The following is a 25,659-nucleotide window of genomic DNA, read 5'->3' as shown; positions in this document are numbered from 1 at the left end:
GAGCCTGATCCAAGGATGTATTACCCTCTGGACTAAGGTTCTCAAGCATGAAGTTACAGCTGAAACACAAGATGTTGCTCGGTATGGCCGTGCCTCTTCTCTTGATGCTGCTACTCTGTGGTATCGCCATCAATATCATGAACAAAATCGACTCAGGGGTAGAAAATATCTACAGCGACCGGGTTGTACCACTCAAAGATCTCAAAAGCATTGGCGATGATTATGCCGTCTTTGTCATAGATGCCATCAATAAGGCCAATGCCGGAGATTTCAGTGCCGAACAAGCCAGAACCGCACTGGATGAAGCAGACAAGAGCATCAAACAGAGATGGCAGGACTACACAGCCACTCAGTTAACCGCCAGAGAGTCACAACTGGTCAATGAGGCCAAGCGGCTGTTTATTCCCGCCGATGAGCAAATAAAACGTCTGCAAAATAAATTGGCCACCATGAGCGGTAATATTCAGGGCCAGCTCAGCCAGGAAATTATTCCTCTCTATCAGGTGATAGACCCCATCAGTGGCAAGATTGCCGATTTGGTAACCCTGCAATTGGATGTCGCCAGGCAGGAAAGAGATCAGGCTCAGAACCTTTACTCCTCTTCCGTTGTGCTGTTTATCTCTCTGGTCAGTGTGGCAATTATCGCCAGCTTGCTACTCAGTATTTGGGTCAACCGCAGCGTCATGTTACCCATAGGCGATATTCTCACCCAGCTGAAGAAAATTCGCAGTGACTCAGACTTGACGGTGCAGTTCAAAACCTTCAACGCCGACGAACTGGGGCAGATATCCGATAACTTAAGAGATGTGATATCTCACCTCAGGGGGATACTCAACAACATTGCCAATGCCGCCAATACGGTCAGCGACTCGGCGACCGAGCTCTCAAGCTTCACCCAACAAACCAACGAGCGCATGCACAGGCAACAGGCCGAGACAGAGCAGACGGCTACCGCCATGAATGAAATGACCGCCACAGTCTCCGAAGTAGCCCAAAGCACCACGGCCGCTGCCGACTCGGCCCACAGCGCCGATGCCAGTGCCGCCAATGGCGATTCAATAGTGCAGGAGTCGATTGCCAGCATGGTGGCACTCTCAGCGCAAATTCAGGGTACGGCACAGGTGATCACCCATCTGGCCAATGAAAGCCAAAACATAGGCAGGGTACTGGATGTGATTAAGGGAATTGCCGAGCAGACCAATCTGCTGGCACTGAACGCCGCCATTGAAGCGGCCAGGGCCGGCGAGCAGGGCCGGGGTTTTGCCGTGGTGGCCGATGAGGTAAGAACCCTTGCCAGTCGCACCCACAGCTCAACCCAAGAGATTGAGTCCATGATAGCCACTCTGCAAACAGGTGTGCAGGAGGCGGTGACAGCTATGGAGCAAGGCATCACTCAGGTCGAGCAGGCCAACAGCAAGGCCAATATGGCCGGTGAGGCCTTGAAAGAGATAGTGGTGTCGGTCGACTCCATCGCCCAGCTCAATACTCATATCGCCACCGCAGCCGAAGAACAAAGCAGTGTGGCGGAGGATATCAATCGCAGCATTATGGCAATAAGCGACATCACCCAACAATCGGCCCAGGCAGCCAACGAGTTGACCGAGTCGGTCAGCAACTTAAGCCATCTGGCGGAAAACATGCGCGCCGAAGTGGCCCGCTTCCGTCTCTAACTCTCTGAGGGCCCTTCGGGGCCTATTTTTTATTTCCTGCCAGTTCCAAGCCTTTTGTGAACCAAAAACCTTTTGCCGCCATTCCTGACAGATTCCTCGAAAAAAGCCGTCTGCACAGCAGAGCAAAAAAAGTGCCACAACCGCTAAAGACTACGACTGCAACTAAAACAAAACCGCGGACATGCCGCGGTTTTCGCCTGTGCCTGGAAAGCTAGATTTTGAATTGGCTCACCGCCTGATGCAGGTAATCGGCGCGGTGGCGAACCTCATCGGATGCAGTGGCATTCTCTTCTGCCGCCTGAGCCGATTCCTCGGCAATATCGCGGATCACCACCACGTTCTTGTTCACCTCGGCGGCCACCATACTCTGCTCTTCAATGGCGGCGGCTATCTGAGTGCTCATGTCCATGATATTGGTGACATCGGCATTGATCTGCGCAAGCAAGGTGCCGGCACTGGCCGCCTGTTGGGCACTCTCACCGCCCTGCTTCTGACTCTGCTCCATGATATCCACAATCGAATGGGTACGGCTCTGCAGGGTTTGAATGATGCTGGCAATCTCTTCGGTCGACTCCTGAGTTCGCATCGCCAGACTGCGCACCTCATCGGCCACCACAGCAAAGCCTCTGCCCTGCTCTCCGGCCCTGGCCGCCTCAATGGCAGCGTTCAGTGCCAACAGATTGGTTTGTTCGGCGATACCGCGGATCACATCCAGTACGCTGCCTATGGTCTGACTGTCTTTTTCAAGCTCGGCCACCACATTGGCCGAGTCATCCAACTGCTGTGCCAAAGACTGGATCTTGCTGATGGTATCCTCAACGCCAATCTGGCCTTCCTGGGCGTTGTGGTGGGTCTGCTCCGCCTTACCGGCGGCCAGTTCGGTATTCTTGGCAATCTCGTCTATGGTGGCGCCCATCTCGGTGATCGCTGTGGCAACCATATCGGTTTCATTCAGCTGCTTGGACACACCTTCCGAGGCGCTGATGGCATTGCGGGACAGCTCTTCACAGGACTGGCGCATGGCATCAACAGATTCGATAACCTGCTCGATCAGCTTCTGGAAACTCTCCACCATGCTGTTGAAATGACGTCCTATCATGCCCAGTTCATCGTTGGAGCCCACATCGCAGCGTAGTGACAGATCTTTTTGCTGCTCGATGCGGGAAATAACGCCTGTGATACGCTCGACCGGCCCCATGATGCTGCGGATAATCACCACAGTGCTAATCACCAGCACCAAGGCGATCAGGCCAAACAGCGCCAACCCCAGCATGAAGCTGTTCTGCTGCTCGTTTTCCACCTTGGCTATCGCCAACTCTCTCAGCTTGGTGGATGAGGTTTCCGTGGCAAAGATCGCCTCTCGCAGCTGCCCCATCATGCCCTTGGACTCGTCGAGTCCCAGCTGCTGTTCCTTGGCCACCAAACTCTTGAAGCTTTGCTGGTACTTGCTCATCAGTTGCTCAATATTGCTACGAACACTGTAGTCCAGCAAACTGGCGCTCAAGGCTTCATTGAAGCGTTCAATATTGCTATCAAACTTATTGAGGTAGCTGAGATCCCGCCGCAACATAAAGTCTTTCTCGTTACGCCTCAGTTGCAGCATCAACACCATAAGCTCTGGCACGTTATGTTCTGCCACCAAGCTTTCGACATTGTGCACAGCAGAGCGTAACTCACCGTAGAGGCCACTCTTGGGATCCAGGCCTATCTCCTGTTGCAATTTCACCACACCGGCAAACAACTGTCGGTAGTTGGCCAAATCACGGTTAAAGCTGTTTATCGGTGCCTCGGGGAGATCATACTCCTTGAAGATGACCGCCAACTCTTGCATCAACTGCGCCGTGGCCTGTGCTTCCTGCTGATGTATCTCGACATACTTGAGATCCTGGCGGCCAAAAAAATCCTTTTCATTCTTGCGCATGCTTAATACTTCTTTGTCCAGCTCAACCACTTTCTGGATGGCGATGGACAGTTCAGTCTGCACCGAGCTGGAATATTGCTGCAGTGCAAACATCAATACCAAGGCGCCTATCGAAACAGCGGCACTCAGTAACAACTTGTGGCGAATAAGCATGGTGTTACCTCAATAAAAAACAGTCACTCTAAAAAAATAGTCGCAATTCTGTTGCCGTGTTAGCTGAGTTAATCCGGTAACAAAAATGTCACCTTATATTGTCAATGATTAACCTATTGAAAAACAGTCACTAGCCTTGTCACAGTGCAAAAAAAACTTAAAAAAATTCTATTAACTGAGTCAAAAAAACCGAAAGCGCCAAGCATCTGTCTTTCATGAGGGTTTTTGCCTTTCAAACAACAATTGCATACAGTATTCAAAACTTTAAAATGCACACAAGGAAGCGCAACACCATGAAAATCATTCCAGCAGAGCAAATCCAGCAGGTGTTGGATTTCCCATCCCTGATAACCGCCCTCAAACATAGCTTTGCCAACGCCCCCGATCTTCCCAAGCGAAACCTTTACCCGCTGGACAAGAGCAGCAAGGATGCCTTCGCCGTACTACCGGCTTGGGATGATTCGGCAATTGCCGTCAAGGCATTCAGTTACTTTCCGGAAAACCCCAGTCGCAATGCCGAGCTCAAGAGCCTCTACTCGCAGATACTGTTATTCAGCCGGGAAACAGGGGAACCCTTGGCTTTACTTGATGGCACCAGCATTACCTACTGGCGTACAGCGGCCGTCTCGGCCTTGGCCGCTGCTTCACTGGCACGGGAAGATGCCAATCACCTGCTGCTGTTCGGCACTGGTAATCTGGCAAGCTATATGGCACTGGCTCATGCCGCCGTCAGACCGATAACCGAAATCGCTATCAGGGGCCGCAGCCGGGATAAGGCTGCCAAGGTAATGGAACAGATAGGCGCTAAACGCCCGGATATCCGACTCAGTTTTTGCGAGGAGATAGAGCGGGATGTTGCCAACGCCGATATCATCAGCTGCGCCACCGGCAGCCCCGTGCCTCTGTTTGATGGCAACTGGGTAACACCCGGCACCCATGTCGATCTGGTAGGCAATCATCATCAGGATGCGCGGGAGTGCGATACCGAGCTGATGCTCAGATCTCAGGTCTTTGTCGATAACCGCAGCAATGTGTTTGCCGAGGCCGGAGAACTGCTGCTCCCCAAGGCCGAAGGCGTATTCCAACTGGAGCAGGTTAGCGCCGAGCTGGCCGAGCTTTGCCGCGTAGAACACAGCGGCAGACAAAACCGCGAGGAAATCACCCTGTTCAAGAGTGTTGGCAGCGCCTTGGGAGATTTATCGGCCGCCAATCTGGTGTATCGCACCCTGTATCCAGGCGATAACACTTGAATCTGCCCGCTCCCGGTCATTGGACTCGGCCAAATAACTGCAACAAAATAAAGCGTAGAAAACAGCCTATAATTGACAGTTAACAATAAAATCTAATAGATTGATTAACAATGACTTTTAAATAGAATCCTTCAGTAAGCAAAATACTGGAGGATTTTTTTAATTCTTTTTTAAACCTTTTAAGCGGGTCAAACTATCCAATTACCATGACTCGCCCAAACCATTAAGGACAGCCCAGTGAATGCCAGCCCGCAGCTGACAGAAACCAGATACCAGCAAGAAGTGGACTTCCCGCTGGTGCAGCGTGCCCGTTTGGGGGACAAGCTTGCCTTCGCCGAGCTCTACCGTCTGCACCATGGCAGAGTCTATGCGTTGTGTTTGCACCTGGCCGGCCAGGTGCCACTGGCAGAAGAGATGACCCAGGACTGCTTTATCCGTGCCTGGGAGAAGCTGGACCAATTCCGCGGTGAAAGCAAATTCAGTACCTGGCTGCACAGCCTGAGCGTCAATCAGGCATTGAGCAGTTTGAAAAAGCAGCGCAGCTTCTGGGCCAGATTTCTGCCTGTGACCACAGAGGCAGACACAGAAGAGTCGACCACAACCCACACGGAGGAAACCTCTGTGTTGGAGCGCAAGATCCTCAAGTTACCCGAGCGGGCCAGAGTCGTGTTTGTGCTGTTTGCCATTGAGGGCTACAGCCATGAAGAGATAGCCGCCATGATGGGCACAAGTACCGGCACCAGCAAGGCGCAGTACCACAGGGCAAGAAACTTGCTTCAGGAGATGTTGTCATGAACAAGCAGCCAACATTGGAACAACTGATAGAACAACTGCCACGGGAAAAAACACCCGAGCGCGACCTCTGGCCTGAAATCGCCGCCAGGCTGGAACAATCTCAGCCACCCAAGGCCGCAAAATCCAGCAACGGCTGGCGTAATCTGGCTATCGCCTGCAGCCTGCTGTTGGTGTCCCTGCTCGGCTATCAGGGATTGCAGCAAACCCAAAGCCGTGTCGACCCACAGATGCTGGCCATGCTGGAGCAGTTGCAGTATCAACACCAACAACAGGTGAAACAACTGGAAGCCAGTGTCAATTTCGGCCAATGGCAAAAGGTCAGCATGACCACGCCGCTCAGTCGCGGCATAGATGAACTCAGGGAAGCCGCAACGCAGATATTCCAGGCACTAAAACAAGACCCGACCGATCAACAACTTTGGCAACTCTGGCTTTGGGTACAGCAAAGGGAGATAGAGCTGCTCACCCGGGGTGAACAACTGCCCACTCAACTCGACCAACAAGGAATCAGCATATGAACAAGATATCACTAACCCTACTCTCCTCAGCGCTGCTGCTGAGCCCGGTATTGCATGCGGCCGAGAAGGTCGATCAAAGTGCGGCGCTGGAGTCCGGAGCTAAATTGAATATCAAGATCCAACGGGGAGAGGTGAAGATCCGCAGTTGGGACAAGGCTGAAGTCGCCATCAAGGGCAAGCTGGATGAGCTCAGTGAAGGCTTGGTGTTTGGTCAGCAGGGCGGCAGCTTTGTTATCGAAGACAAGCTGCCCAAGAGCTATAACAGCCGGGAGAAAGACGGCTCAAAGCTGGAGATCTTTCTGCCCGCCACAGTCAATATGAAGCTTAAAGGCGTTTCCGCCGATTATGACCTGCAAGGATTGGAGGGTGAGATCAGCTCGGCCAATGTCAGTGGCGATATCAAGGGCCAAGATCTCAAAGGCAATCTGCAACTGACAACGGTTTCCGGCAGTATCCACACCCAGAGCAACCAGGGTGAACTGTATCTGGAAACTGTTTCCGGCGACATTGAGGATAAACAGAGTCTGGGCAAGGTGAGTTATCGCCTGGTGAGCGGCAAACTGAACGCCGAGAGTGATGCCATTGAAGTGGAGCTGGATCAGGTCTCGGGCAAGAGTCAGTTGACCCTGAAGGCTCCCGAGTCACTCAAGGCCAGAACCGTCAGTGGCGACTTGAGTATTGCCATGCAGAGCCTGGCCGGCAATGCCAATGTCGATAGCGTCAGTGGCGATATTGAACTCAAGTTTGCCAAACTGCCGAATGCCGCCTTTGATATCAGCGGTGGCCCAGGCGGCAAGATTGACAACCAACTGACTCAGGACTCACCGAAAAAAGCCAAGTACACCAAGGCTGAATCGCTGCAATTCCAAAGCGGTTCCGGCCAAGCCGATGTCAGTATCAACACCATCAGTGGCCGGATTAAACTGCAGCAATAATCAGCTGTATCGCACCAAGGCCTCCGGCTGGCCTTGGTGCCTTTTCTTCAGCCTACCGAGGCTATCTCGGCTTCGGTCAGATAACGCCACTCACCAGGTTCCAGTTCACTATCCAGCTCTATGGCGCCGATTGACTCACGATGCAAGGCTTCCACTTTATTGCCCACAGCGGCAAACATACGTTTCACCTGATGATATTTACCTTCGGTAATGGTTAACAAGACTTCGGTTGGGCTAATCAGCTGCAGCTGTGCTGGCCGGGTCAGCCCCTCTTCCCGGTGCAGCGCCAGGCCGGCGGCAAATTGTGGGATCAAGTCTTCAGTAACTGGGCTGGCCAGCCACACCCGGTAGCGTTTGCCGCATTCCTTCTTGGGAGAGGTTAGCTTGTGCGACCACTGGCCATCATCGGTAATCAACACCAGACCTGTGGTATCAGCATCCAGGCGCCCGGCAATGTGCAGATTCTCGGGCTTTTCGATCTCCAGTAGACTGATGACCGAAGGATAGACCTCATCCACGGTTGAGCAGATGGTATCGACTGGCTTATGCAACATCAGATATCTGTTGCCTATCAAGCTGATAGGTTCACCATCGAAACACACTCTCATGCCATCACGCACCTTGAAGCTGGAGTCCTTGACGATTTCACCATCGACACTGATTTCACCGCGGTGCAGCGCCTTCTTGGCCATGGAACGGGTCAGCTCTGTAGACTCACAGATAAATTTATCTAAACGCACTTGGCTATCCAACCTCTTGAGTTTATGCCGTGTCAATTGCGCGCCATTATGGAGCCTGACGGACTAAAGGGCAAAGACTTGCTTGCGTACCAGCTACACCGGCGGCAGACTCGGGATATCCGCCTCACGATAAGGCTATCTAGCCCAATATGCAGACCGATATCCAAGACTCTCAAGCCGCCAATAACTCCTTGGCTGAAACCGACAACCCGGCCTTGGCGAAAATTTATCAAAGGATGATCAGCGGCGAGGAATATTGCTGTGTGGATCCTGAACTGCTGCGTTTTCGTGCCAAACAACAAGGGCTCAACCGCAAAGCCAATCTGGATCCCGATGGCCATATTCCTCCAGGACTACTGCCCAATCTGGCACCGAGTGCCATGATCTGCACGCCATTCTTTGTCAGTTATGGCATCAATCTGCAACTGGCATCCGGAGTATTTATCAATACCAACGCCACTTTGCAGGACAATGCCCCCATCACAATCGGCGCCAACAGCATGCTGGGCCCCAATGTGCAGTGCTATACGGCAACCCACCCGCTGGAGGCTGCTCCCCGCATTGCCGGGCTGGAAACCGCCCGCGCCATACATATAGGTGAGCGGGTCTGGATCGGGGGTGGCGCCATCATATTGCCAGGCGTGCACATAGGTGACGAGGCTGTCGTCGCAGCCGGCAGCGTGGTCACCAAGGATGTACCCGCCGGCACCCTGGTGGCCGGAAATCCAGCGCGGGTCAAACGCTCACTCAAATAAGCGCCTGTAACCTTTGCTTACAACTCCCGCGGCGCCGAGGCTCGCTGTCATCGCTGCGGGACTTGTTTACATTCCCGCACAGGCCTTAACATAGGCATCACTGCGGTTTTTCCCGAACAAACGGGTGTGCAGCCAATCTGATAAAAATGTCCCCTCGCGGGACACCAAAGAACAAAGAAAAGGAAACAGCATGAGAAAAGTACTCATTGGGGGATTGTGTGCCTCACTCATCGCAGGCCTATCTGCCTGTAATGACAAAACGGCTGAGACCCAGGCTGAAACGGCCAAACAGCCGGAAGTCGCCAAAACCGCAACTGCCGCCGCCGTCAGCCAAGCCCTGGGCTCGGGGATTGAATTTGCCAACTTTGACAAGTCTGTTCGTCCTCAGGATGACTTCTATACCTATGTCAACGGCGGCTGGATCAAGAACACAGAGATCCCGGCAGATCGCACCAGCACAGGCGCATTCTATGACCTCAGGGAAAAATCCCGTGACGATGTCAAAGCCATTATTGAAGAAGTGGCGCAGAGCAAAGATCTCAAGCCCGGCAGCGACGAGCAAAAAGTGGCCGATCTTTACCGCTCCTTTATGGACAGCGATACGCTCAACCAGCTGGGGATCAAGCCACTGGAGAGCGAGCTGGCAATCATAGATGCCATCAAAGACAAGCAAGCACTGGCGGCCTACTTCGGCAAGAGCCAAATTCTCGGTGGCGGCACGCCCATGGCCTTCTATATCGATGTCGATGCCAAGGACTCCAGCCGCTATGCCACCCATATCTGGCAATACGGCCTGAGCCTGCCGGAGAAAGACTATTACTTCAACGAAGGTGAGCGTTTCGTCAACATCCGCAAGGCCTTTGTTGAGCATATCGCCAAGATGTTCACCCTTGCCGGTTTTGCCGAGCCACAACAAAGCGCCGAAGCCATCATGAAGCTGGAAACCGCTATTGCTGCCAAGCATTGGGATGTGGTTGAAAGCCGTGACAGCACCAAGACCTACAACAAATTTGAGGTCAAAGAACTGCCAACATTGGCACCGGACATCGACTGGAACGCCTACCTGACAGCGCTTGGCGCCGACAAGCAAGCCGATATCATCATCAATCAGCCCAGCTTTATCGAAGGCCTGAACCAGATAGTCAAAGACACAGATCTGGCGACCTGGAAGACATATATGCGTTGGCAGCTGTTGACCCACTTCGCCTCAGATTTGAGCGAACCGCTGGATAAAGAAAACTTCGAGTTCTTCGCCAAGACACTCAACGGTCAGCAAGAACAGGAACCTCGTTGGAAGCGCGGTGTAGCCAAGGTCAACAGCCTGCTGGGTGAAGTCGTGGGTAAAGTATACGTCAAGCGCCACTTCGCCCCTGAAGCCAAGGAGCGGATGGAGCATCTGGTGGAAAACCTGCGCGGTGCTTACGCCGACAGCATAGATGAACTTGAGTGGATGGGCGCAGACACCAAAGTCGCCGCCAAGGAAAAACTGGCCAAGTTCAACCCGAAAATCGGCTATCCCGACAAGTGGGAAGACTACAGCAAGCTGACTATCAAGGCTGACGACCTGGTCGGTAACGAGATCCGCGCCGGTGAAGTGGAACATCAGAAGCAACTGGCCAAGTTGGGCAGCCCCATAGACAAGGGCGAATGGCACATGACGCCACAAACCGTCAACGCTTACTACAACCCGACCATGAACGAAATCGTGTTCCCGGCCGCCATCTTGCAGCCACCTTTCTTTAATATGGCTGCCGACGATGCCGTCAACTATGGTGGTATAGGTGCGGTTATCGGCCATGAGATGGGTCACGGCTTTGACGATCAGGGTGCCAAGTTCGACGGCGAAGGCAATATGCGCGACTGGTGGACCGAGCAGGATCTGAAAGAGTTTGCCGCCCGCGGCAAGGCGCTAATCGCCCAGTACGACGGCTACTATGTGTTTGACGACCTGCACGTTAACGGCAGTCTGACCCTGGGTGAAAACATCGGCGATCTCTCAGGTGTCACAATAGCCTACAAGGCCTACAAAAAATCCTTGGCGGGCAAAGAGGCTCCGGTAATCGACGGTCTGAGCGGTGATGAACGCTTCTTCCTCGGCTTCGCCCAAATCTGGCGCGCCAAGATCAAAGAGGAAGCCATGCGCAACCGAGTGGCCACAGATCCTCATTCACCGGCCAAGTTCCGCGCCATAGGTTCACTGTCCAATATGCCGCAGTTCTACAGCACATTTGATGTGAAGCCAGGTGACGGCATGTATATTGAACCGGCCCAGCGCGTGAAAATCTGGTAATTTTACGCTTGCTCAGAAAGGCGCCTCAAGGCGCCTTTCTTTTTAGATGAATAAAGTTTCATTTGAGGTTCAGCAAGGGTTCAGAGCCAAGTGCTACATTGGAGTCAAAGCCACTTAGAAGTCATTCTGGATGCGAGGCCCCATGACCCGATTATTCCGCACTTTCCTGGTTTTCCTGTTATTGCTTTCGGCGCGCACCGCCTACGCTCAGCCTTCAGAATATGAAGCTGAACTGAGAGAAGACAGCAGTTACAGCCTGCGCCAAAACTCGGCCATCCCATTCAATGCCCTCAAGAAGCAAAGCTTCAGCGCCCCAAGACAGCCCGTCTCCAGCCTCAATGCCCTCTATCAGCAGGCACCTTTGGCACAAAATGAACTGCACAGTCTCCTGTCACAGATAGCCAATCAGAGCGAGACCGAGCTGCAACTGGCCAAGGTGAAAGAGCGTCAACGGGCCGAAGCCAAGGTGGCACACAAGCTGAATAACAACCCCGCCGCCCTGACAGATCTGGTGCGAGCCACCCTGATAGCCGACAACCTTGATGACCTGCAGCTGGCCTTTGACAACCTGAATCAACAGGGCAATGTGCTGCAGGTCAAAGACAGGTTTGCCCAGCCCAAGGCCTCCGGTTATCGGGATATCAATCTGCTGCTACAGCTGCCAAAAAGTGGCCTGATTGCCGAAGTCCAGTTGCACTTAAGGGAGATTGCCGCCATCAAAAACGGCGCCGAGCACCAAGTCTATGAAGAGGTGCAAGCGATGGAACATAAGGCTGCCCGCGAGCAAAGGCCTTTAAGCGAGCTGGAACTGGCAAGGATCCAGAAGCTGCGCCAGGAATCACACAAGCTGTACCACAAGGCTTGGTTGGGTTATAAACGCCAACAAACTCAGACTCTTGGTATAGAAAATACCATAGTCGCCTGACAAAGCTTGTCAGCGGCCAACAAGCCGCTATACTCCAGCGCATTGACCCTCGGCCAAAGCGTAAAATCATGCATGAAATCATAGAGCAACTGCAGGAACTGTCAGAGCAGGTTCCCGTACCGCTGGATCTGCCCGGCTTTGACGATCTGGTGGATATCGAAGAGCAAATACTCATCCCTCTGCCTTCAGAGCTGAAAGAGTATCTGCTGCATGCCAGTGATGTTATCTATGGCAGCCTGGAGCCGGTGACCGCTGCCGATCCCCACTCCCACACCTATCTGCCGGAAGTGACCTCCTATGCCTGGTCGCTGGGAATGCCCAGAGATCTGATTGCCATTTGCCAAACCGGTGATGACTTTTACTGCATAGATCAGGAAGGTGTGGTCTACTTCTGGAACCAGGACGGCCTGGATGAAGAAGATTGCTGGGAGTCATTCTGGCAATGGGTCGAAGACGTCTGGCTGCAAAGCTGACACAAGCAGGCACGCCCAGGGCGCCTCGCCATCAGACACATAGAAAAAACAGGAAGCATTATGTCCAAACAATATCCGCTCAACGCCATCGAGTTTCAGTGCCTGCGCCAATCTCTTGGCTTGGGTACCGCCCAGGCCGCCGAGTTGCTGAAAGTCGATGAAGCCGAGTTGCTCTCCTGGGAAACGGGCGAGGCGCAGGTAAGCGAACTTGCCCAGAAAAAACTGCTGGAAATCGATGATATTATCGAGATGCAGGTGCTGAACACCTGTGATGGTATCGAGGCCATGTTCAAGAAAGAACCCAAGCGCCGTTTGGCCTTTGTGGTTTATCCCACCCAGGCGATTTACACCCAGTACAACCCTGAGTTTTTAAGCTCGTTGCCACTCACTGAGCTGTACAACACCGCTGCCTGGCGGATCAAGAAAGAGTGCAAACTGGTGCTGGAAGTGGATATCAGCCTAGTGCCATTGGATGTGGAATCCTACAAGGCCTTCAGAGAGCAGCAAGGCGGGTTGGGTGAGAGCCGCGAAAGCCGCGCCAAGTGGGCGGCCGCGCAGCTCTGAAATATCACGGCCCTGAAATACCGCGGCTTTGAAACCAGAGTTTGAATTAATCAGTTAAATTGGCGCTGGCTTTGTCCAGCGCCTTTTTCATTGCCGGACGCAGGTTAAGCCTGTCTCGGTAAGCCGCCAGTTTGGGCGGGATCTGCTGCTCAAAAATGGTGGCCCAGTTCAGGGTATGGGCCAGCAGTATATCGGCCACAGTCAATTCATCACCGAGCAAAAATGGGCTATCAGGCAGCCACTGCTCGGCAATGGCCGCGGCCTTGTTGAACTCCCATACGGCAGTGGCTTGAATCGCCGCCACCCGCTGCTGCTCCGGCAAGGCAAACCTGTGCTTGCCCATGGTCCATAACGGCTGCTCCAACTCGGTTATCACAAAGCTCAACCATTGATGATGATGCCCGGAGGCTGCCGTGCCTGGCTTGGGCAACAGACGCCCCTCACCATAACGCTCGGCCAGATAGAGCATAATGGCCGCCGATTCGGTCAATACCAGACCGTCATCCTCGAGCACAGGGATTTTGCCGCAGGGATTAAGCGCCAGGAACTCAGGAGTGCGGTTCTGCTGCTTGGCCATATCAACAAAGTGAAACTCCCAGGGCAGTTCCAGCTCTTCCAACAACCAGGAAACCCGCAGCGCCCGGCTTCGCGGCGTGCCATAGAGTCGAATCATATTACTTTCCTTAAATTGCCCTGTCGCCATAAGCAATGGCTAACGCAGGTATGGTGGCAGAAAAGGCGCCCGCAGGCGCCATGATGATAAGGTCAACAACAACAAGATACTCCCACTGCCTCAAGCTTGTCACTCTGTCCTTATTTCTCGGCTCTTACGTCTCACCTCTTATCTCAACTCTCCAGCATCCGACCCTTGCCAGTTTGCCATCAAGGGCCGGGTGCCTGCCTCAGAAGTTAAGACTGACCTTGGTGTAGATGAAACGGCCTCTGGGGTTATGCACAGACATCACATAGCCATAGAGATCCGCATCGCCATCGCCTATGGCAAACGGCGGCTCTTCATCCAACAGGTTGTTGACCCCGAGCGTCCACTTGAACATCTCGTTGAAACGGTAGGAAGCCTGCAAGTCCACCAGGAACTGGGCATCCACCATACGTGACTTGTTCTCGGTAAAGTCGAGGGCGCCGTCGAAGTTGATGTCCGGCGTATCTTCAAATTCGCCTATGTAGCTGACATTGAGGTTGGCGGCAAAATCACCCATGGTCCAGTTAGTGCTGGCCAGCCAGCGATACTGGGGATACTCATACTCGCCGGTATAATCCAGGCCGTCCTTTTCAAACTTGTCCAGATAGCTCCACTCAAGACCAAACTTAAGATCGCCATAGCTGTCCAGTTCCAGGCCGTAGTGAGCCGAGATATCCAGGCCCTGTGCCTCCTGGGAGCTTAAGTTAACAAAGCTTGAGTGAATCACATCAAGCACCCCGAGCGGCTCGCCACCGGCGGGGGGCAGACGCACACAGATAGCACTGTTTTGATCATTACAGTTGGCGGCATAGATATCGCCCAGAGGCTGCTCGTCTATCTTGTTGTCCTGGGTGATGTTCCAGATATCGAAGCCGATATCGAACTTCTGGCTCGGCGCCCAGATCATGCCTATGTTCCAGGTTTCCGACTCCTCGGCGTCCAGATCCGGGTTACCGGCAAATACCGTGTTGTAATCCAGCACCTCACAGTCGGCCTCTGAGATACCCTGAGCGGCGCAGGCATAGGTATCTTTAAAGAAGTTACTCTTTTCCGAAGGGCCCAGGCCTATCTGGGCCAGCGATGGTGCCCGGAACCCCTGGGCCCAGGAGGCACGCATGCTCAAGTCTTCTGTCATGCCCCAATGGAACGCCACCTTGGGATTGGTGGTGGAGCCAAAATCGCTGTAATGATCGTAGCGCCCCGCCAGTTGCAGCTCGAAGCTGTCGGTCACCGGAATGGAAAACTCCAGGTAGGCGGCATACTGATCACGCTCGGCCGCGGCAGAAACCGCTTCAGTCCCGAAGATAAGCCCGCGCTGGAACTGCTCATCGGGCACATCGCTAACATCCTCTTCACGATATTCCATCCCGGCGGCCAGCATGATATCCCTGTCTGCTAGGGTAAAGGCATGCCCCGAAATGCTGGCATCATAGGCGGTAATATGTGACTTGCCCTGACGCACCAGACTGGTGGTAATGGCATCTATCACCTCGGGTGAGTTGATGGTGCCGCCAAAGGGGTTGTAGTTGCCGAGATTGATTTGCTCCTGCAGATAGTCCACTCGCACCCAGCCCTGGCTGCGATCCCCTGTCTGGGTCGACTCACTGCGCCCCTTTTGGGCCGAGACTTCCCAGTCCCACGCCTTGAAGCTGCCGCGCAGACCGGCCACCAATCTCAAGCTGTCGGACTCGATATCCCAGCGGCGGGGACCGGCATCTACTGTGCGGAAGCGGCCTATGTCGATGTCCTGACCAAAAGGATTGTTGGGATGTGAACCGGGAACCGTCAAACCGGCGGTTTCATCCAGCGGTGTGGCGGCACCACCGGCCTTGGAGGTATTGTGCTGAGCCGCCAGCTCCAAAAAGGCGGTCAGGGAGTCACTCAGGTGATACTCAAACTGACCTATGGCGCCTATGCGCTCGGCCTCGGGGATCACCAAGTTATAGGGGCCATAATCGAACAGGCAGCTGCCGCTCGATGTGGCGGAATCGGCCGGACAAGCAGGATCTATGGTCTTGACGCCATTGACATAGAAATACCCCGGAAAACCCCGGGAAGAACGGAAATCCTCCCCGCCCCAGGGCGACTGATTGGCGGTACCAAACTGCCCCATCTCATCGGCACTCAGGGTCGAGTTGCTGAAATAATCCAGGATCACAGACGCGCTGCCCTTGTCACTCATGGTGCCCCACACCAGACTGGCGGTCTTTTCATTGTAATTGGGGCCATCTGTGGCGCCATAGCCGAGATTAACTTCAATGCCTTCGATGTTTTTCCTCAGCACTATGTTGACCACCCCGGCGATGGCATCCGAGCCATAGATGGCCGAGGCACCGTCCTTGAGTATATCTATCCGCTCAATGGCCGATACGGGAATGCTGTTGATATCGACAAAAGAATTGCTGACCCCTTCGGCAAAGGCACTGATGGAAACCCGGCGACCATTGATCAGCACCAGGGTCGCATCCGGCCCCATACCACGCAGGCTAATGGCGGCGGCACCGTTGGCGGTAGAGTCCTGGCTGTTGCCGCGGGTGGAGAAAGTGCCGGCCCCGGCCGCCGGCATCCTTTCCAGTAACTGTTGCAGGTTGTCATAGCCCATGTTGGCAATATCTTCTTTTCCTATGGATTGAATGGGCGATGGGCCTTCCATATCGGTACGTTTGATCCGCGAGCCTGTGACTTCGATGCGCTCCACAGACTCCTCGGCCGCGAAGGATTCACCGGCAGAGGTCAAGGCAAGTGCCACGGCGCAGGCACTCAGGGTGAGGTGAGGTCTGTTCATAATCATCCCTAATTTCTTCAGTTGTTTTTTGGAAAAACAACCACGACTACAAACTTCCGTGTTGTCATATTTTTATAACATTTACCAATTCAACTTAACTCTTTAATATCTAAAGTCAATGCCTCTAACTGAGGTAAATTTGATTTTACTTATATAGGAAGTCGCCATGTCCACAGCCGCCGCGCCACTGCTTCAGGCCCGCTTTGCCGATAATCTCGGACTCTATTGGTTGATGTCTGGTGTGTTCACTCTCTGCCTCAGTATTGTCGGCATTCCCTTGTTGCTGCTATGGCTGCCCATTGGCTTGTGGGGCACACGCCGCTATATCGCCAACATGAGCGCCGAGCTGACCGAACGTAAGCTAGTAGTGCGCCGCGGCCTGCTGACCCGCACCGAAAATACTGTGCCCTTGGATAAAATCACCGACATGGCGCTTATTCAGGGACCATTGATGCGCCTGTTCGGTCTGAAGAAACTCAAGGTGGAAACCGCCGGACAATCCGGCAATGACGCCCTGATAAGCCTGGTTGGCATAGTCGATGCCGACGGATTTCGCGCCGCTGTGCTGGCACAAAAAGAGCATTTGGATCACAAGGAGCCAAGCTCAAATGGACATGACAGCAACCATGAGCAGCTGATGTTACTCAGGGAGATCCGCTCCTCACTGGTCAATATCGAATCCTTACTGGCCCGGGAAAAGAGCGCGCCATGAATGACACCATGCTGAATCGAAAAGGTTTTTCTTTCACTCTCCTTAGGCACTTAATGGCCGCCATGGGCCCGGGCGTTCTGGTGGCCGCTGCGGCCATAGGCGCCTCGCATCTGGTGGCTTCAACCCGTGCCGGCGCCGAATTTGGCTGGCAGTTGGCCTGGCTGGTGGTGCTGGTCAATCTGCTCAAATATCCCTTCTTTGCCGCCGGAGCCAGATACACGGCGGCGACCGGCGAGAGTCTGCTTGAGGGCTATCTCAGGCAAGGAAAAGGCTATCTGTGGCTGTTCAGTCTGCTCAATCTTGTTGCTGCCATTGCCAGCACCGCCGGGGTCAGCATGCTGAGTGCCGCCATGCTGACTCAGTTTGTGCCGCTCGGCATAGATATTCTGTCTTTTATCGTGCTCTGCACCAGTTTGCTGCTGTTGTTGCTTGGGCGCTATAGCCTGCTTGATCGCATGACCAAAGTTGTGATGGCGCTGTTGACCCTGGGCACTCTGACAGCCGCTGCCATGATGCTGGGGGTGGAGTCTGTGCTGGATAAAGACTTCGTCTCCCCCTCTCCCTGGCAATGGGCCTATCTTGGTTTTTTGATCGCCATGATGGGCTGGATGCCGGCACCGATTGAAGTCAGCGCCTGGAACTCACTGTGGCTGCTGGAGAAACAGCGCATCAATCAACAGCAAGCCGCTCTGAGCGCTGCCCAGGCCAGGTTGGATTTCGATATCGGCTATTGGCTCACCGCCTTGCTGGCACTGGTGTTTCTCAGCCTGGGTGCCGGTGTCATGCATGGCTCGGGAGCCTCCTTTGCCGACTCGGGAGCCCAGTTTGCCGGGCAGTTGATCTCCCTCTACGCCAGCGTGCTCGGGGAGTGGAGCCGTATGCTTATCGCCTTGGTGGCGCTGCTGTGTATTTTCTCCACCACTGTCACTGTGCTCGATGGTTACAGCCGCACCCTGGATGCCGGTTGGCGCCTGCTGCTTGAGCGCCGCCCCAGCGGTAAACGCCTGGCGGGGATCATGCTGGTTATGTCGCTGCTGGCCTTGCTGCTGATCCTGTTCTTCAAGGGCGCCTTGTTATCACTGTTGGAATTGGTGATGATCCAGGCCTTTATGACCACCTGCATTTTTGCCTGGTTGAATCTACGGCTGATGAGTTCCAAAACCCTGCCGACTGAGGCTCGTTACGGCAGGGGCATGCAACTCTGGGGCTGGCTGGGACTCGGTTACCTGTTTGGCTTTGCGTTGCTGTTTATCTATTGGTATTTCTACATCAAATAAGGAAGTTGCATGAACTCCTCACCGCTGGCGCAGCCGCGCTTTTTAGGGCTAAAACTCTCATCAACAGTCAAAGGCATGACCATGGCCTGCCTGCTGGGATTCACTCTTAGCCTGAGCGCTGCGCCAGGGCCCAAACAAGAGCCGGCACCGGGCAAGGGTTCGGCGCCATCTGCCTGCCACAGCCAAGAGCTGACACGACAGCTGCAGCTGATAATCAAGCAAAACCCCCTGCCCTTCAGCGGCGTAATCGAGTTGAGGCAAGGTAAAAAGACACTGCTGAGCCATGCGGCCGGAGAAAGCCAGGGCAAACCCATCACCTCTGATAGCCAATTTGTGCTGGGTTCACTGTCAAAGCAAGTGTTTGCCGTCTTGGTGATGCGGGCGATAGAAAGAGGCGATTTCAAGCTCAATAACAGCGCCGCTGCCCTGCTTGGCAAAGAGGCCGAACTGGATCCGGCCATCACAGTTGCCATGTTGCTGAGCCACACATCCGGCATAGGCATCCAAGGACAAGCCTTGCTGTTCACCCCTGGCAGCGATTTTAAATACAGCAATGACAATTATTGGCTGCTGGCCGAGATCCTCAAGCGTGAAGGCAGCAGCAGTACCCAATTGCTGCAGCGCTTCTTTGATGCCGAGGGGCTTGAGCTCAAGGCCCGCACCGGCAGTATTGAAAGTATTCAGGAACAGTTACCCAATCTGGCGATAGGAAGAACCGAGACTGACAGCGGCTTTGAAAGTGTGGCCGAGCAGTTGACCCTCACAGATAAGCTGCTGGCCAGCGGCGCCCTTATTGGCTCCGCCTCTGCCTTTGCCGATTTTCAGCAGGCCCTGCATCAGGGGCAACTGCTTAGCCGTGGCGGCTATTTGCAGTTGCTGGCGCCGAGAGGCAAACGCCCCCATCGTTGGGGCGAGCTGAATTATGCCGCCGGAATACAACTGAGCCCTGAGTTACCCCTGGAGTTCAGCCACAGTGGTTACATAGCGGGTTATATCAGCACTGCGATTTATTATCCGGACTCGGGCTTCAATCTGGTGGTGCTGGAAAACACCTCTTGGTCACTCAAAGATATAGGCCGGGTGTTCGCCCTTCACGACAAACTGCGACAAGCGGTGCGTGAAACGGCCGCGAACTGTCCACTGGAAAAAGCGGCAAATCTGCCTGGCTTTTAGGTATAATGCCGCAATATTGCGGAGCCTCCGCGCCTAACGCACCTAAGTCAATCGCCAGACAGTGTTAAAACTAAGCCGGGAGTCAAACCGGCCCAGGGACATTCATGACCAACAACGATATTCTGCGCCGCTTGCGCTTTGTCTTTAATTTCAACGACTCCAAGGTATTGCGTCTCTACGCTAAAATGAAGCGTGAAATGAGTGAAGCTGAGCTGGCTGGCCTGCTCAAGAAAGAAGATGAAGAAGGGTTCCGTCCCTGTGACGATCGCACCCTGTGCCAATTTCTCGATGCCGTGATCATCGACAAACGCGGCTTGCGTCCCGGCAGTGGCATTCCGCAGCCGCTACCCAGCCTGAACAACAACATCATCTTCAAGAAACTCAGAATCGCCTTGGAACTGAAAGAAGAAGATATTATTGCCATTCTTGAACTGGCCAACTTCCGCATCGGCAAGGCTGAGCTGAGCGCTCTGTTCCGCAATCCTGAGCACAAGCATTACCGCTACTGTGGTGATCAGTTGATGCGTAACTTTATCAAGGGCTTGTCACTTAAATACCGCGGTAAGTAAGCCAACAAGCAACAGCTGATATCTCCTTTGGAACCAGGCATCCGCCTGGTTCTTTGTTTTGTGTTGTGCCCCCTTTAGGCTCAGACCACCCCGGTTTGCCGCGTTTTAAACAAAATTTTTGCTCAAGCCCTCGCCTACAGGCAACAAAGATCACATTTCGTGGTAACCTATGCGGATTTAGATCACAGCCCGTCATCCACAAGCAAAGAACATAAAAGGTTAGCCATGGACGATAATAAACGCCCCTTATATCTGCCTTTTGCCGGTCCGGCTATTCTCGAAGCGCCGTTGATCAACAAAGGTAGTGCATTTACCGAGGAAGAGCGTATTTTCTTCAACCTCGAAGGCCTGGTGCCCTACGTGATTGAAACGATCGAAGAGCAGGCCTCACGTGCCTACGATCAGTTCAAGAACTTCAGCAATGATCTGGACAAGCATATCTATCTGCGCAACATCCAGGACACCAACGAGACCCTCTTCTATCGTCTGGTTCAGAACCACATCACAGAGATGATGCCTATCATCTACACCCCAACCGTCGGGTTGGCCTGTGAACGTTTCTCCAAAGACTACCGCCGTAACCGCGGCCTGTTTATCTCCTATCCGAACAAAGATCGCATCGACGACATCCTCAACAACTCCACCCGTCACAAGGTGAAGGTGATAGTGGTTACCGACGGTGAGCGTATATTGGGGCTTGGCGATCAGGGGATCGGCGGCATGGGGATCCCGATTGGAAAGCTGTCGCTCTACACCAGTTGCGGCGGCATCAGCCCGGCTTACACTCTGCCCATTACCCTGGATGTGGGAACAGATAACCCGCATCTGCTGGAAGATCCCATGTATATGGGTTGGCGCCACCAGCGCATAGGCGGTGAAGAATATCTGGAATTTATTGAAGCCTTTATGCAGGCGGTTCATCGCCGCTGGCCCGAGGCCTTGATCCAGTTTGAAGACTTCGCCCAGAAAAACGCCATGCCGCTGCTGGAGCGTTACAAGGATAAATACTGCTGTTTCAATGATGACATTCAGGGAACCGCCGCCATCACAGTTGGCTCACTGCTCGCCGCCTGTAAGGCCGCCGGCACTCAGTTGAGCCAGCAAAGAGTTGCCTTCCTCGGCGCCGGCAGCGCAGGCTGTGGCATCGCCGAAGCGATTATTGCGCAGATGGTTTCCGAAGGGATCAGTGATGAGCAGGCCAGGCGCCAGGTGTTTATGGTCGATCGCTGGGGACTGTTGCAGGACAATATGCCCAACCTGTTGCCATTCCAACAGAAACTGGCGCAAAAGAGCGAAGAGCTGCAGCAATGGAGCAATTTCGGTGACAACATCTCATTGCTGGATGTGGTCAACAACGGCAAGCCGACTGTGCTTATCGGGGTTTCCGGCGCCCCAGGGCTGTTCAGCGAGGAGATCATCCGCGCCATGCACAGCCACTGCCCAAGACCGATAGTGTTCCCGCTGTCCAACCCCACCAGCCGGGTTGAAGCCACGCCCAAGGATATTTTGCATTGGACCAATGGCCAGGCACTGGTTGCCACCGGCAGTCCCTTTGAGCCTGTGGTCATAGACAATCAGACCTATGAAATCGCCCAGTGCAACAACAGCTATATCTTCCCCGGCATAGGCCTTGGAGTATTGGCCAGTGGTGCCAACCGGGTCTCCGATGAGATGCTGATGGCCTCCAGCCGCGCTCTGGCGGAATGCTCGCCGCTGGCACTCAACGGCAGTGGTTCTCTGCTGCCTAAGCTGGAAGAGATCCAGAAGGTCAGCAAGCACATCGCCTTTGCCGTCGGCAAGGTCGCCATCGAACAGGGTCATGCATTGCCGACTTCCGATGAGCTGCTGTTGCAGGCCATAGAAAGCAATTTCTGGCAGCCTGAGTATCGCCGCTACAAGCGTACTTCCTTCTAAGAACGTCCGCCCCCATAAAAAACCGGCATATTAAGAAGATAATGCCGGTTTTTTATTCAGCCATTGGCTATCACATCTCGGATACTGTTGAGCAAGCGCCTGTCAGTACGGGCCTTTTTCAACTTGCGTACACTCTCCTTAAGCGCCGACTGTGAAATACGCTCAAACATGCCACCGTATTCCTTCTCGGCAATGGCCTCGTCGGTATCCGCCAACTGGGCGATATCCTGGGCCATCAAACTCAGTTGCAACCAGGCCGACGCGATAAAAAAGCCGTGAAAATCGGCTCTCGGCAGCAACTTGGCGGCACTTGGCGGCAACTTGTCCCAAGCCTGTTTGAACTCGGACTGCTTATCATCCAGCAATTCTTCAAACAGATTGTCATAGGCTTCTTTCAGCGCCGTGGGCAACTTATCCATAGGCAGTACCTGAGAGCAGATATTGATGGCGGCGCTTCGCGCCTGCTGCCGGTATTGAGCATCAACTTGAGTCATGTTTTTTTCCGTCTAAAAGCGATTGGCGGCGAGTATAGCACCGGCAATAAAGGGCAATCCATCTGAAGTTGGTATCAAGGAACCGAGGAGCAAATACGGCGAAAACAAGTCGGTAACCGAATTCATCCCTTACCGGCAAGCGATTGATGCAGCTCTACTTACCTGCAAATTTAACGATTTATTACTGGTCAGCCTGAGCCCTGGTGCGTATGCTTAATAACATTATCTAAACATCTGTCTATCGGTCAGCGTGAAGTCATACTTTCTGAAATCAGCCATCACAGTGCTGCTTCTGGCCAGCATGGTTCCCCACGCCTTGGCACTGGATAATCCCAAGGCTGATCAGCTGTTCAAACAGCTGGAAGATGGGCAGGTCAACAATGTTGCCGAAGTAGAACAAACTCTGGATCAGATAGCCCAATTGCTGGCAAAGGACGATCTGGACAGGCAGGCCAGGCTCAGGCGCGCCCGCTGCTGGAGCTTTGATGCCAACGACAACGCCAACATAGATGCAGCCATAGAGTATGCCGTCAATCAGGCACAAACGGCGGAAAACCAAGCCTACCCAGAAGCCCTAACCGACTTTCGCCTTTGCCATGGCTGGTACTCTCAACTCAAAGGCAATATGGAACAGGCCAAAGCCGACTATGACCAAGCCCTGCAGCAGGCCTATCAACTCGAAGATCATCGCCTGATCGCCGATGCCCGCAGTCTGCGCGGAGCCATGTATTCCTTTCAGGGCAACTTTGCCATGGCGCTGGAAGATCTGCTGACCGCTCAACAACTTTATGAAAAGCTCAAGCTGGATTATTGGGGTCTGTATAACCTGGCCGACCTCGCCACCAGTTTCCGCCGTTTCGGCGATCCACAAAGTGCACTCAACTATTACCGCCAACTGGAGCAGGCCTATCGCCAAAGTGGTCACGAAGAGCAGGCCTATATTATCAATGGCGAAATGGCCATCGCCCTCGAAGAACTGGGTGATTTTGAAGGCGCCGTGGCCAAGTTCCAACAGTCATACGACTATCTCAAGCAGCAAGGAGTCACGGTGGAAGCCGCAGGAGTTTCGGTCAATATGGCCGGCTCCCTGTTGAAGCTGAGCAGAGTCGAAGACGCCAAACAGGCACTGGAGCGCGCCAGGCCATTTGTGACTGAGCAGATGGGTGGCTTCTACAGCTTTATGCAACTCTACAGCGCCGATGTGCTGTTGCGCCAAGGCCAGCCTGAACAGGCAATGGCGCCCTTGATCAAGGCCGAAAAAAGTTTCAGGAATATCAACAATGATCGCGGCTTGGCCGAACTCTACCTGCTCAAGAGCGAAGTATTTGCCGCCCAGGGGCTATGGCAGGAATCGCTCAAAGTGCTCAGGCTGTATATCGCCCTGCACCACGAACTGGATAACAAACTGCAATCTTACCGCACCACAGAGATGCGTACTCGCTTCAATGCCGATCGCATGGCAAAAGAAAACCAACGCCTGCTGGAAAGCGAACGCCTGAAAGAGCAAGAGGTGCAAATACTGCAGCAAAACCGTCTGTTGCAGTTGGCTGTGCTGGTTCTGGCCAGCATCATTATCATAATCACTGCGGTGATGGCCTTTAAGCAGACCAGTAAATCACGCAAATTCCAGAAGATAGCCCATACGGATCACCTCACCCAATTGGCGAACCGGCGTTATACCTATCACAAGGGTGAAGCTATGTTCAATCAGGCGCGAGATAGCGGCACGCCTTTTTCCCTTGTGTTATTTGATGCCGATAACTTCAAGGATATCAATGATCAGTTTGGTCACGATGGTGGCGATAAGGTCTTACAACATCTGGCAAGCCTGAGCCAAACCCTTATCCGCGAACAAGATCTGCTGGGGCGGATTGGCGGTGAAGAGTTTCTGTTGTTGTTGCCGGAAACAGCCCATGAAGAGTGCCTGAAAATCGCCGAGCGTCTGCGCCAAACCATAGCCGAATCACGCCCGGAAGGGCTAGTCGGTGAGCCCAGAGTGACGATAAGTGCCGGGGTAGCGACTCTGGGTGAGGAACTGCAGTTCTCCGAGCTGTTGAAACAGGCCGATGACGCCCTCTATTGCGCCAAGAATCGAGGTCGCAACCGGGTCGAAACCGCCTGAATGAGCACAGTGGTTATTGCAAATCACTGAACGCGCCAGAGCACTTCCGCCTGACGTAAAGAGGGCTCGGCACCAAACCACTTCTGATAGAGCGCGTCAAATTCGCCCGTTTTCTGCAATGCCAATAGCGCCTTGTGCCAGGCTTCGACCCGTTCAGGAGCCGTACCGCCGGAGAACGCCAAATAGAGGCGCAAGTGCGCTAGTTCCAATACGGGGCGCACCGCCGCCTGTGTTTGGCCCAATTGCCGCAAGACGCCCTGAACCGCGATATCCGCCTGACACCAATAACGCACCCGCTTATGCAACAACTGCCTGGCCGAATACTGAGGAAAACCTGAGATCAGTAACTGCTCATCCGGAACGGACTTCAACAAGATCTGCGCCGGGGAGTTGCGGTATAGGGCAATATTACCCGCCGCTACCGCCTGTGACAGGTCTGCCGGGGTAAAATCATCATCCATGCGGGCATAGAGCTGAATGCGGGTTTCGGCAATCGGGCCAACAAAATCAAATTCCTGCCGCCGCTGTTCATTAATGGAAGTGGCAAACAGCAAGACGTTGGGCTCCTGGTTTGCGATATTCATTGCCCTGGCCCAAGGCAACACTTCTATCACAGGCTCTTTGTCAGAGGTAGCCACCTGATGGTGCAAGGTCCTCACCAGGGCCACCGCATAACCATCGACACGACCATGGCGCTCATAGCTCATGGGAGGCCAGGTTTCGGTCAGCAGCCTGAGTGCGGGCGACTCGGCCTCAGTAGGCTCGTTACCGGCCAAAGCCAAGTTGGCAAAGCTACAACAGAACACTATCACGCAGCCCCTGAGCAAGGTTTCGATTCCCGGCATATACTCTCCCCCCTCAATTTCTTCAAGCATAGCACCGACAACAGTCGAAATCGCCGTTTACGGCAACTGTGAGCAATTC

Annotated in this window: 22 protein-coding genes; 16 read left to right on the top strand and 6 right to left on the bottom strand. The window is 53.8% G+C overall.

All coding sequences use genetic code 11. The annotated features are described in order from the left end of the window. Positions 1 to 47 precede the first annotated feature (47 nt). On the top strand, positions 48 to 1,670 hold the full coding sequence (locus tag ON072_RS08945; protein WP_096140915.1) for a methyl-accepting chemotaxis protein: 1,623 nt from the start codon (positions 48 to 50) through the stop codon (positions 1,668 to 1,670). Positions 1,671 to 1,881: 211 nt separating this feature from the next. On the opposite strand, the gene ON072_RS08940 is transcribed toward ON072_RS08945, so the two are convergent. Beyond that, on the bottom strand, positions 1,882 to 3,744 hold the full coding sequence (locus ON072_RS08940; protein WP_274626031.1) for a methyl-accepting chemotaxis protein: 1,863 nt from the start codon (positions 3,742 to 3,744) through the stop codon (positions 1,882 to 1,884). Positions 3,745 to 4,037: 293 nt separating this feature from the next. Here ON072_RS08940 and ON072_RS08935 point away from each other — a divergent pair, with 293 nt between their 5' ends. From ON072_RS08935 to ON072_RS08920, 4 genes are all read left to right on the top strand, one after another. After that, a complete protein-coding gene (locus ON072_RS08935; RefSeq protein WP_144380044.1) occupies positions 4,038 to 4,994 on the top strand; it encodes an ornithine cyclodeaminase family protein in 957 nt (318 codons plus the stop codon). A gap of 237 nt (positions 4,995 to 5,231) precedes the next feature. Continuing rightward, positions 5,232 to 5,789, top strand: coding sequence for an RNA polymerase sigma factor (locus ON072_RS08930; protein WP_371873330.1), 558 nt, complete (start codon positions 5,232 to 5,234; stop codon positions 5,787 to 5,789). Continuing rightward, the gene (locus ON072_RS08925) at positions 5,786 to 6,307 is read left to right on the top strand and encodes a hypothetical protein (protein WP_025009055.1); all 522 of its coding nucleotides are present in this window, start codon (positions 5,786 to 5,788) and stop codon (positions 6,305 to 6,307) included. Before ON072_RS08930 ends, ON072_RS08925 begins: the two co-directional genes overlap by 4 nt. Continuing rightward, positions 6,304 to 7,242: a DUF4097 family beta strand repeat-containing protein gene (locus ON072_RS08920; protein WP_144380043.1), complete on the top strand. Its 939-nt coding sequence runs from the start codon at positions 6,304 to 6,306 to the stop codon at positions 7,240 to 7,242. The genes ON072_RS08925 and ON072_RS08920 overlap by 4 nt, the downstream gene beginning before the upstream one ends. A 47-nt stretch (positions 7,243 to 7,289) precedes the next feature. Here the strand turns inward: ON072_RS08920 and rsuA are convergent, their stop codons facing one another. Then, the gene (gene rsuA / locus ON072_RS08915; RefSeq protein ID WP_025009053.1) at positions 7,290 to 7,982 is read right to left on the bottom strand and encodes a 16S rRNA pseudouridine(516) synthase RsuA; all 693 of its coding nucleotides are present in this window, start codon (positions 7,980 to 7,982) and stop codon (positions 7,290 to 7,292) included. Positions 7,983 to 8,218: 236 nt separating this feature from the next. On the opposite strand from rsuA, the gene ON072_RS08910 reads away from it, so the two are divergent. The 5 genes from ON072_RS08910 (at position 8,219) to ON072_RS08890 (ending at position 12,989) form a co-directional block, all read left to right on the top strand. Continuing rightward, entirely contained in the window at positions 8,219 to 8,737 is a 519-nt protein-coding gene (locus tag ON072_RS08910) for a sugar O-acetyltransferase (RefSeq protein ID WP_054744569.1), read from the top strand. 190 nt (positions 8,738 to 8,927) lie between these two features. Next, positions 8,928 to 11,027 carry a M13 family metallopeptidase gene (locus ON072_RS08905; RefSeq protein WP_044735061.1) on the top strand — a complete coding sequence of 700 codons (2,100 nt, stop codon included), beginning with the start codon at positions 8,928 to 8,930 and terminating at the stop codon, positions 11,025 to 11,027. 142 nt (positions 11,028 to 11,169) lie between these two features. Further along, entirely contained in the window at positions 11,170 to 11,952 is a 783-nt protein-coding gene (locus ON072_RS08900) for a RelA/SpoT domain-containing protein (RefSeq protein WP_144380041.1), read from the top strand. Positions 11,953 to 12,020: 68 nt separating this feature from the next. After that, the gene (locus ON072_RS08895) at positions 12,021 to 12,425 is read left to right on the top strand and encodes an SMI1/KNR4 family protein (protein WP_025888807.1); all 405 of its coding nucleotides are present in this window, start codon (positions 12,021 to 12,023) and stop codon (positions 12,423 to 12,425) included. Positions 12,426 to 12,485: 60 nt separating this feature from the next. Continuing rightward, positions 12,486 to 12,989: a DUF4447 family protein gene (locus ON072_RS08890; RefSeq protein WP_025888809.1), complete on the top strand. Its 504-nt coding sequence runs from the start codon at positions 12,486 to 12,488 to the stop codon at positions 12,987 to 12,989. 46 nt (positions 12,990 to 13,035) lie between these two features. Here the strand turns inward: ON072_RS08890 and ON072_RS08885 are convergent, their stop codons facing one another. Continuing rightward, positions 13,036 to 13,662, bottom strand: a complete 627-nt coding sequence (locus ON072_RS08885) for a glutathione S-transferase family protein (protein WP_144221132.1) — start codon at positions 13,660 to 13,662, stop codon at positions 13,036 to 13,038. A gap of 229 nt (positions 13,663 to 13,891) precedes the next feature. Beyond that, entirely contained in the window at positions 13,892 to 16,474 is a 2,583-nt protein-coding gene (locus ON072_RS08880; protein ID WP_144380040.1) for a TonB-dependent receptor, read from the bottom strand. A gap of 166 nt (positions 16,475 to 16,640) precedes the next feature. Between ON072_RS08880 and ON072_RS08875 the strand changes: the two genes are divergently transcribed. The 5 genes from ON072_RS08875 (at position 16,641) to ON072_RS08855 (ending at position 22,119) form a co-directional block, all read left to right on the top strand. Further along, positions 16,641 to 17,186: a PH domain-containing protein gene (locus ON072_RS08875; protein WP_096140922.1), complete on the top strand. Its 546-nt coding sequence runs from the start codon at positions 16,641 to 16,643 to the stop codon at positions 17,184 to 17,186. Between the two features lie 8 nt (positions 17,187 to 17,194). Next, positions 17,195 to 18,463 (top strand): Nramp family divalent metal transporter, encoded by a 1,269-nt coding sequence (locus ON072_RS08870; RefSeq protein ID WP_144380046.1) that lies wholly within the window; start codon positions 17,195 to 17,197, stop codon positions 18,461 to 18,463. Positions 18,464 to 18,472: 9 nt separating this feature from the next. After that, positions 18,473 to 19,636 (top strand): serine hydrolase domain-containing protein, encoded by a 1,164-nt coding sequence (locus ON072_RS08865; protein WP_144380039.1) that lies wholly within the window; start codon positions 18,473 to 18,475, stop codon positions 19,634 to 19,636. A 104-nt stretch (positions 19,637 to 19,740) separates the two neighbouring features. Continuing rightward, the gene (locus ON072_RS08860) at positions 19,741 to 20,205 is read left to right on the top strand and encodes a DUF1456 family protein (RefSeq protein WP_025009045.1); all 465 of its coding nucleotides are present in this window, start codon (positions 19,741 to 19,743) and stop codon (positions 20,203 to 20,205) included. Between the two features lie 225 nt (positions 20,206 to 20,430). After that, positions 20,431 to 22,119: an NAD-dependent malic enzyme gene (locus ON072_RS08855; RefSeq protein WP_123116842.1), complete on the top strand. Its 1,689-nt coding sequence runs from the start codon at positions 20,431 to 20,433 to the stop codon at positions 22,117 to 22,119. Positions 22,120 to 22,175: 56 nt separating this feature from the next. Here ON072_RS08855 and ON072_RS08850 read toward each other — a convergent pair whose 3' ends face one another. After that, complete coding sequence (locus tag ON072_RS08850) at positions 22,176 to 22,613, bottom strand: DUF3069 domain-containing protein (RefSeq protein WP_025009044.1); 438 nt, start codon at positions 22,611 to 22,613, stop codon at positions 22,176 to 22,178. Positions 22,614 to 22,863: 250 nt separating this feature from the next. On the opposite strand from ON072_RS08850, the gene ON072_RS08845 reads away from it, so the two are divergent. Next, complete coding sequence (locus ON072_RS08845) at positions 22,864 to 24,735, top strand: tetratricopeptide repeat-containing diguanylate cyclase (RefSeq protein WP_144380037.1); 1,872 nt, start codon at positions 22,864 to 22,866, stop codon at positions 24,733 to 24,735. Between the two features lie 23 nt (positions 24,736 to 24,758). Here ON072_RS08845 and ON072_RS08840 read toward each other — a convergent pair whose 3' ends face one another. Next, the gene (locus ON072_RS08840) at positions 24,759 to 25,580 is read right to left on the bottom strand and encodes a substrate-binding periplasmic protein (protein WP_274626030.1); all 822 of its coding nucleotides are present in this window, start codon (positions 25,578 to 25,580) and stop codon (positions 24,759 to 24,761) included. Positions 25,581 to 25,659 lie beyond the last annotated feature (79 nt).

It is taken from the genome of Shewanella sp. K8 (assembly GCF_028823715.1).
Lineage (GTDB): Bacteria > Pseudomonadota > Gammaproteobacteria > Enterobacterales > Shewanellaceae > Shewanella > Shewanella algae.
This window is presented reverse-complemented; position numbering and strand designations above follow the sequence as displayed.

Bases quoted from the DNA above. Each gene is read 5' to 3' on its own strand.
- ON072_RS08945 (WP_096140915.1), top strand. From the start codon at position 48: ATGAAGTTACAGCTGAAACACAAGATGTTGCTCGGTATGGCCGTGCCT.
- ON072_RS08940 (WP_274626031.1), bottom strand. From the start codon at position 3,744: ATGCTTATTCGCCACAAGTTGTTACTGAGTGCCGCTGTTTCGATAGGC.
- ON072_RS08935 (WP_144380044.1), top strand. From the start codon at position 4,038: ATGAAAATCATTCCAGCAGAGCAAATCCAGCAGGTGTTGGATTTCCCA.
- ON072_RS08925 (WP_025009055.1), top strand. From the start codon at position 5,786: ATGAACAAGCAGCCAACATTGGAACAACTGATAGAACAACTGCCACGG.
- ON072_RS08920 (WP_144380043.1), top strand. From the start codon at position 6,304: ATGAACAAGATATCACTAACCCTACTCTCCTCAGCGCTGCTGCTGAGC.
- ON072_RS08910 (WP_054744569.1), top strand. From the start codon at position 8,219: ATGATCAGCGGCGAGGAATATTGCTGTGTGGATCCTGAACTGCTGCGT.
- ON072_RS08905 (WP_044735061.1), top strand. From the start codon at position 8,928: ATGAGAAAAGTACTCATTGGGGGATTGTGTGCCTCACTCATCGCAGGC.
- ON072_RS08900 (WP_144380041.1), top strand. From the start codon at position 11,170: ATGACCCGATTATTCCGCACTTTCCTGGTTTTCCTGTTATTGCTTTCG.
- ON072_RS08895 (WP_025888807.1), top strand. From the start codon at position 12,021: ATGCATGAAATCATAGAGCAACTGCAGGAACTGTCAGAGCAGGTTCCC.
- ON072_RS08890 (WP_025888809.1), top strand. From the start codon at position 12,486: ATGTCCAAACAATATCCGCTCAACGCCATCGAGTTTCAGTGCCTGCGC.
- ON072_RS08885 (WP_144221132.1), bottom strand. From the start codon at position 13,662: ATGATTCGACTCTATGGCACGCCGCGAAGCCGGGCGCTGCGGGTTTCC.
- ON072_RS08880 (WP_144380040.1), bottom strand. From the start codon at position 16,474: ATGAACAGACCTCACCTCACCCTGAGTGCCTGCGCCGTGGCACTTGCC.
- ON072_RS08875 (WP_096140922.1), top strand. From the start codon at position 16,641: ATGTCCACAGCCGCCGCGCCACTGCTTCAGGCCCGCTTTGCCGATAAT.
- ON072_RS08870 (WP_144380046.1), top strand. From the start codon at position 17,195: ATGCTGAATCGAAAAGGTTTTTCTTTCACTCTCCTTAGGCACTTAATG.
- ON072_RS08865 (WP_144380039.1), top strand. From the start codon at position 18,473: ATGAACTCCTCACCGCTGGCGCAGCCGCGCTTTTTAGGGCTAAAACTC.
- ON072_RS08860 (WP_025009045.1), top strand. From the start codon at position 19,741: ATGACCAACAACGATATTCTGCGCCGCTTGCGCTTTGTCTTTAATTTC.
- ON072_RS08855 (WP_123116842.1), top strand. From the start codon at position 20,431: ATGGACGATAATAAACGCCCCTTATATCTGCCTTTTGCCGGTCCGGCT.
- ON072_RS08850 (WP_025009044.1), bottom strand. From the start codon at position 22,613: ATGACTCAAGTTGATGCTCAATACCGGCAGCAGGCGCGAAGCGCCGCC.
- ON072_RS08840 (WP_274626030.1), bottom strand. From the start codon at position 25,580: ATGCCGGGAATCGAAACCTTGCTCAGGGGCTGCGTGATAGTGTTCTGT.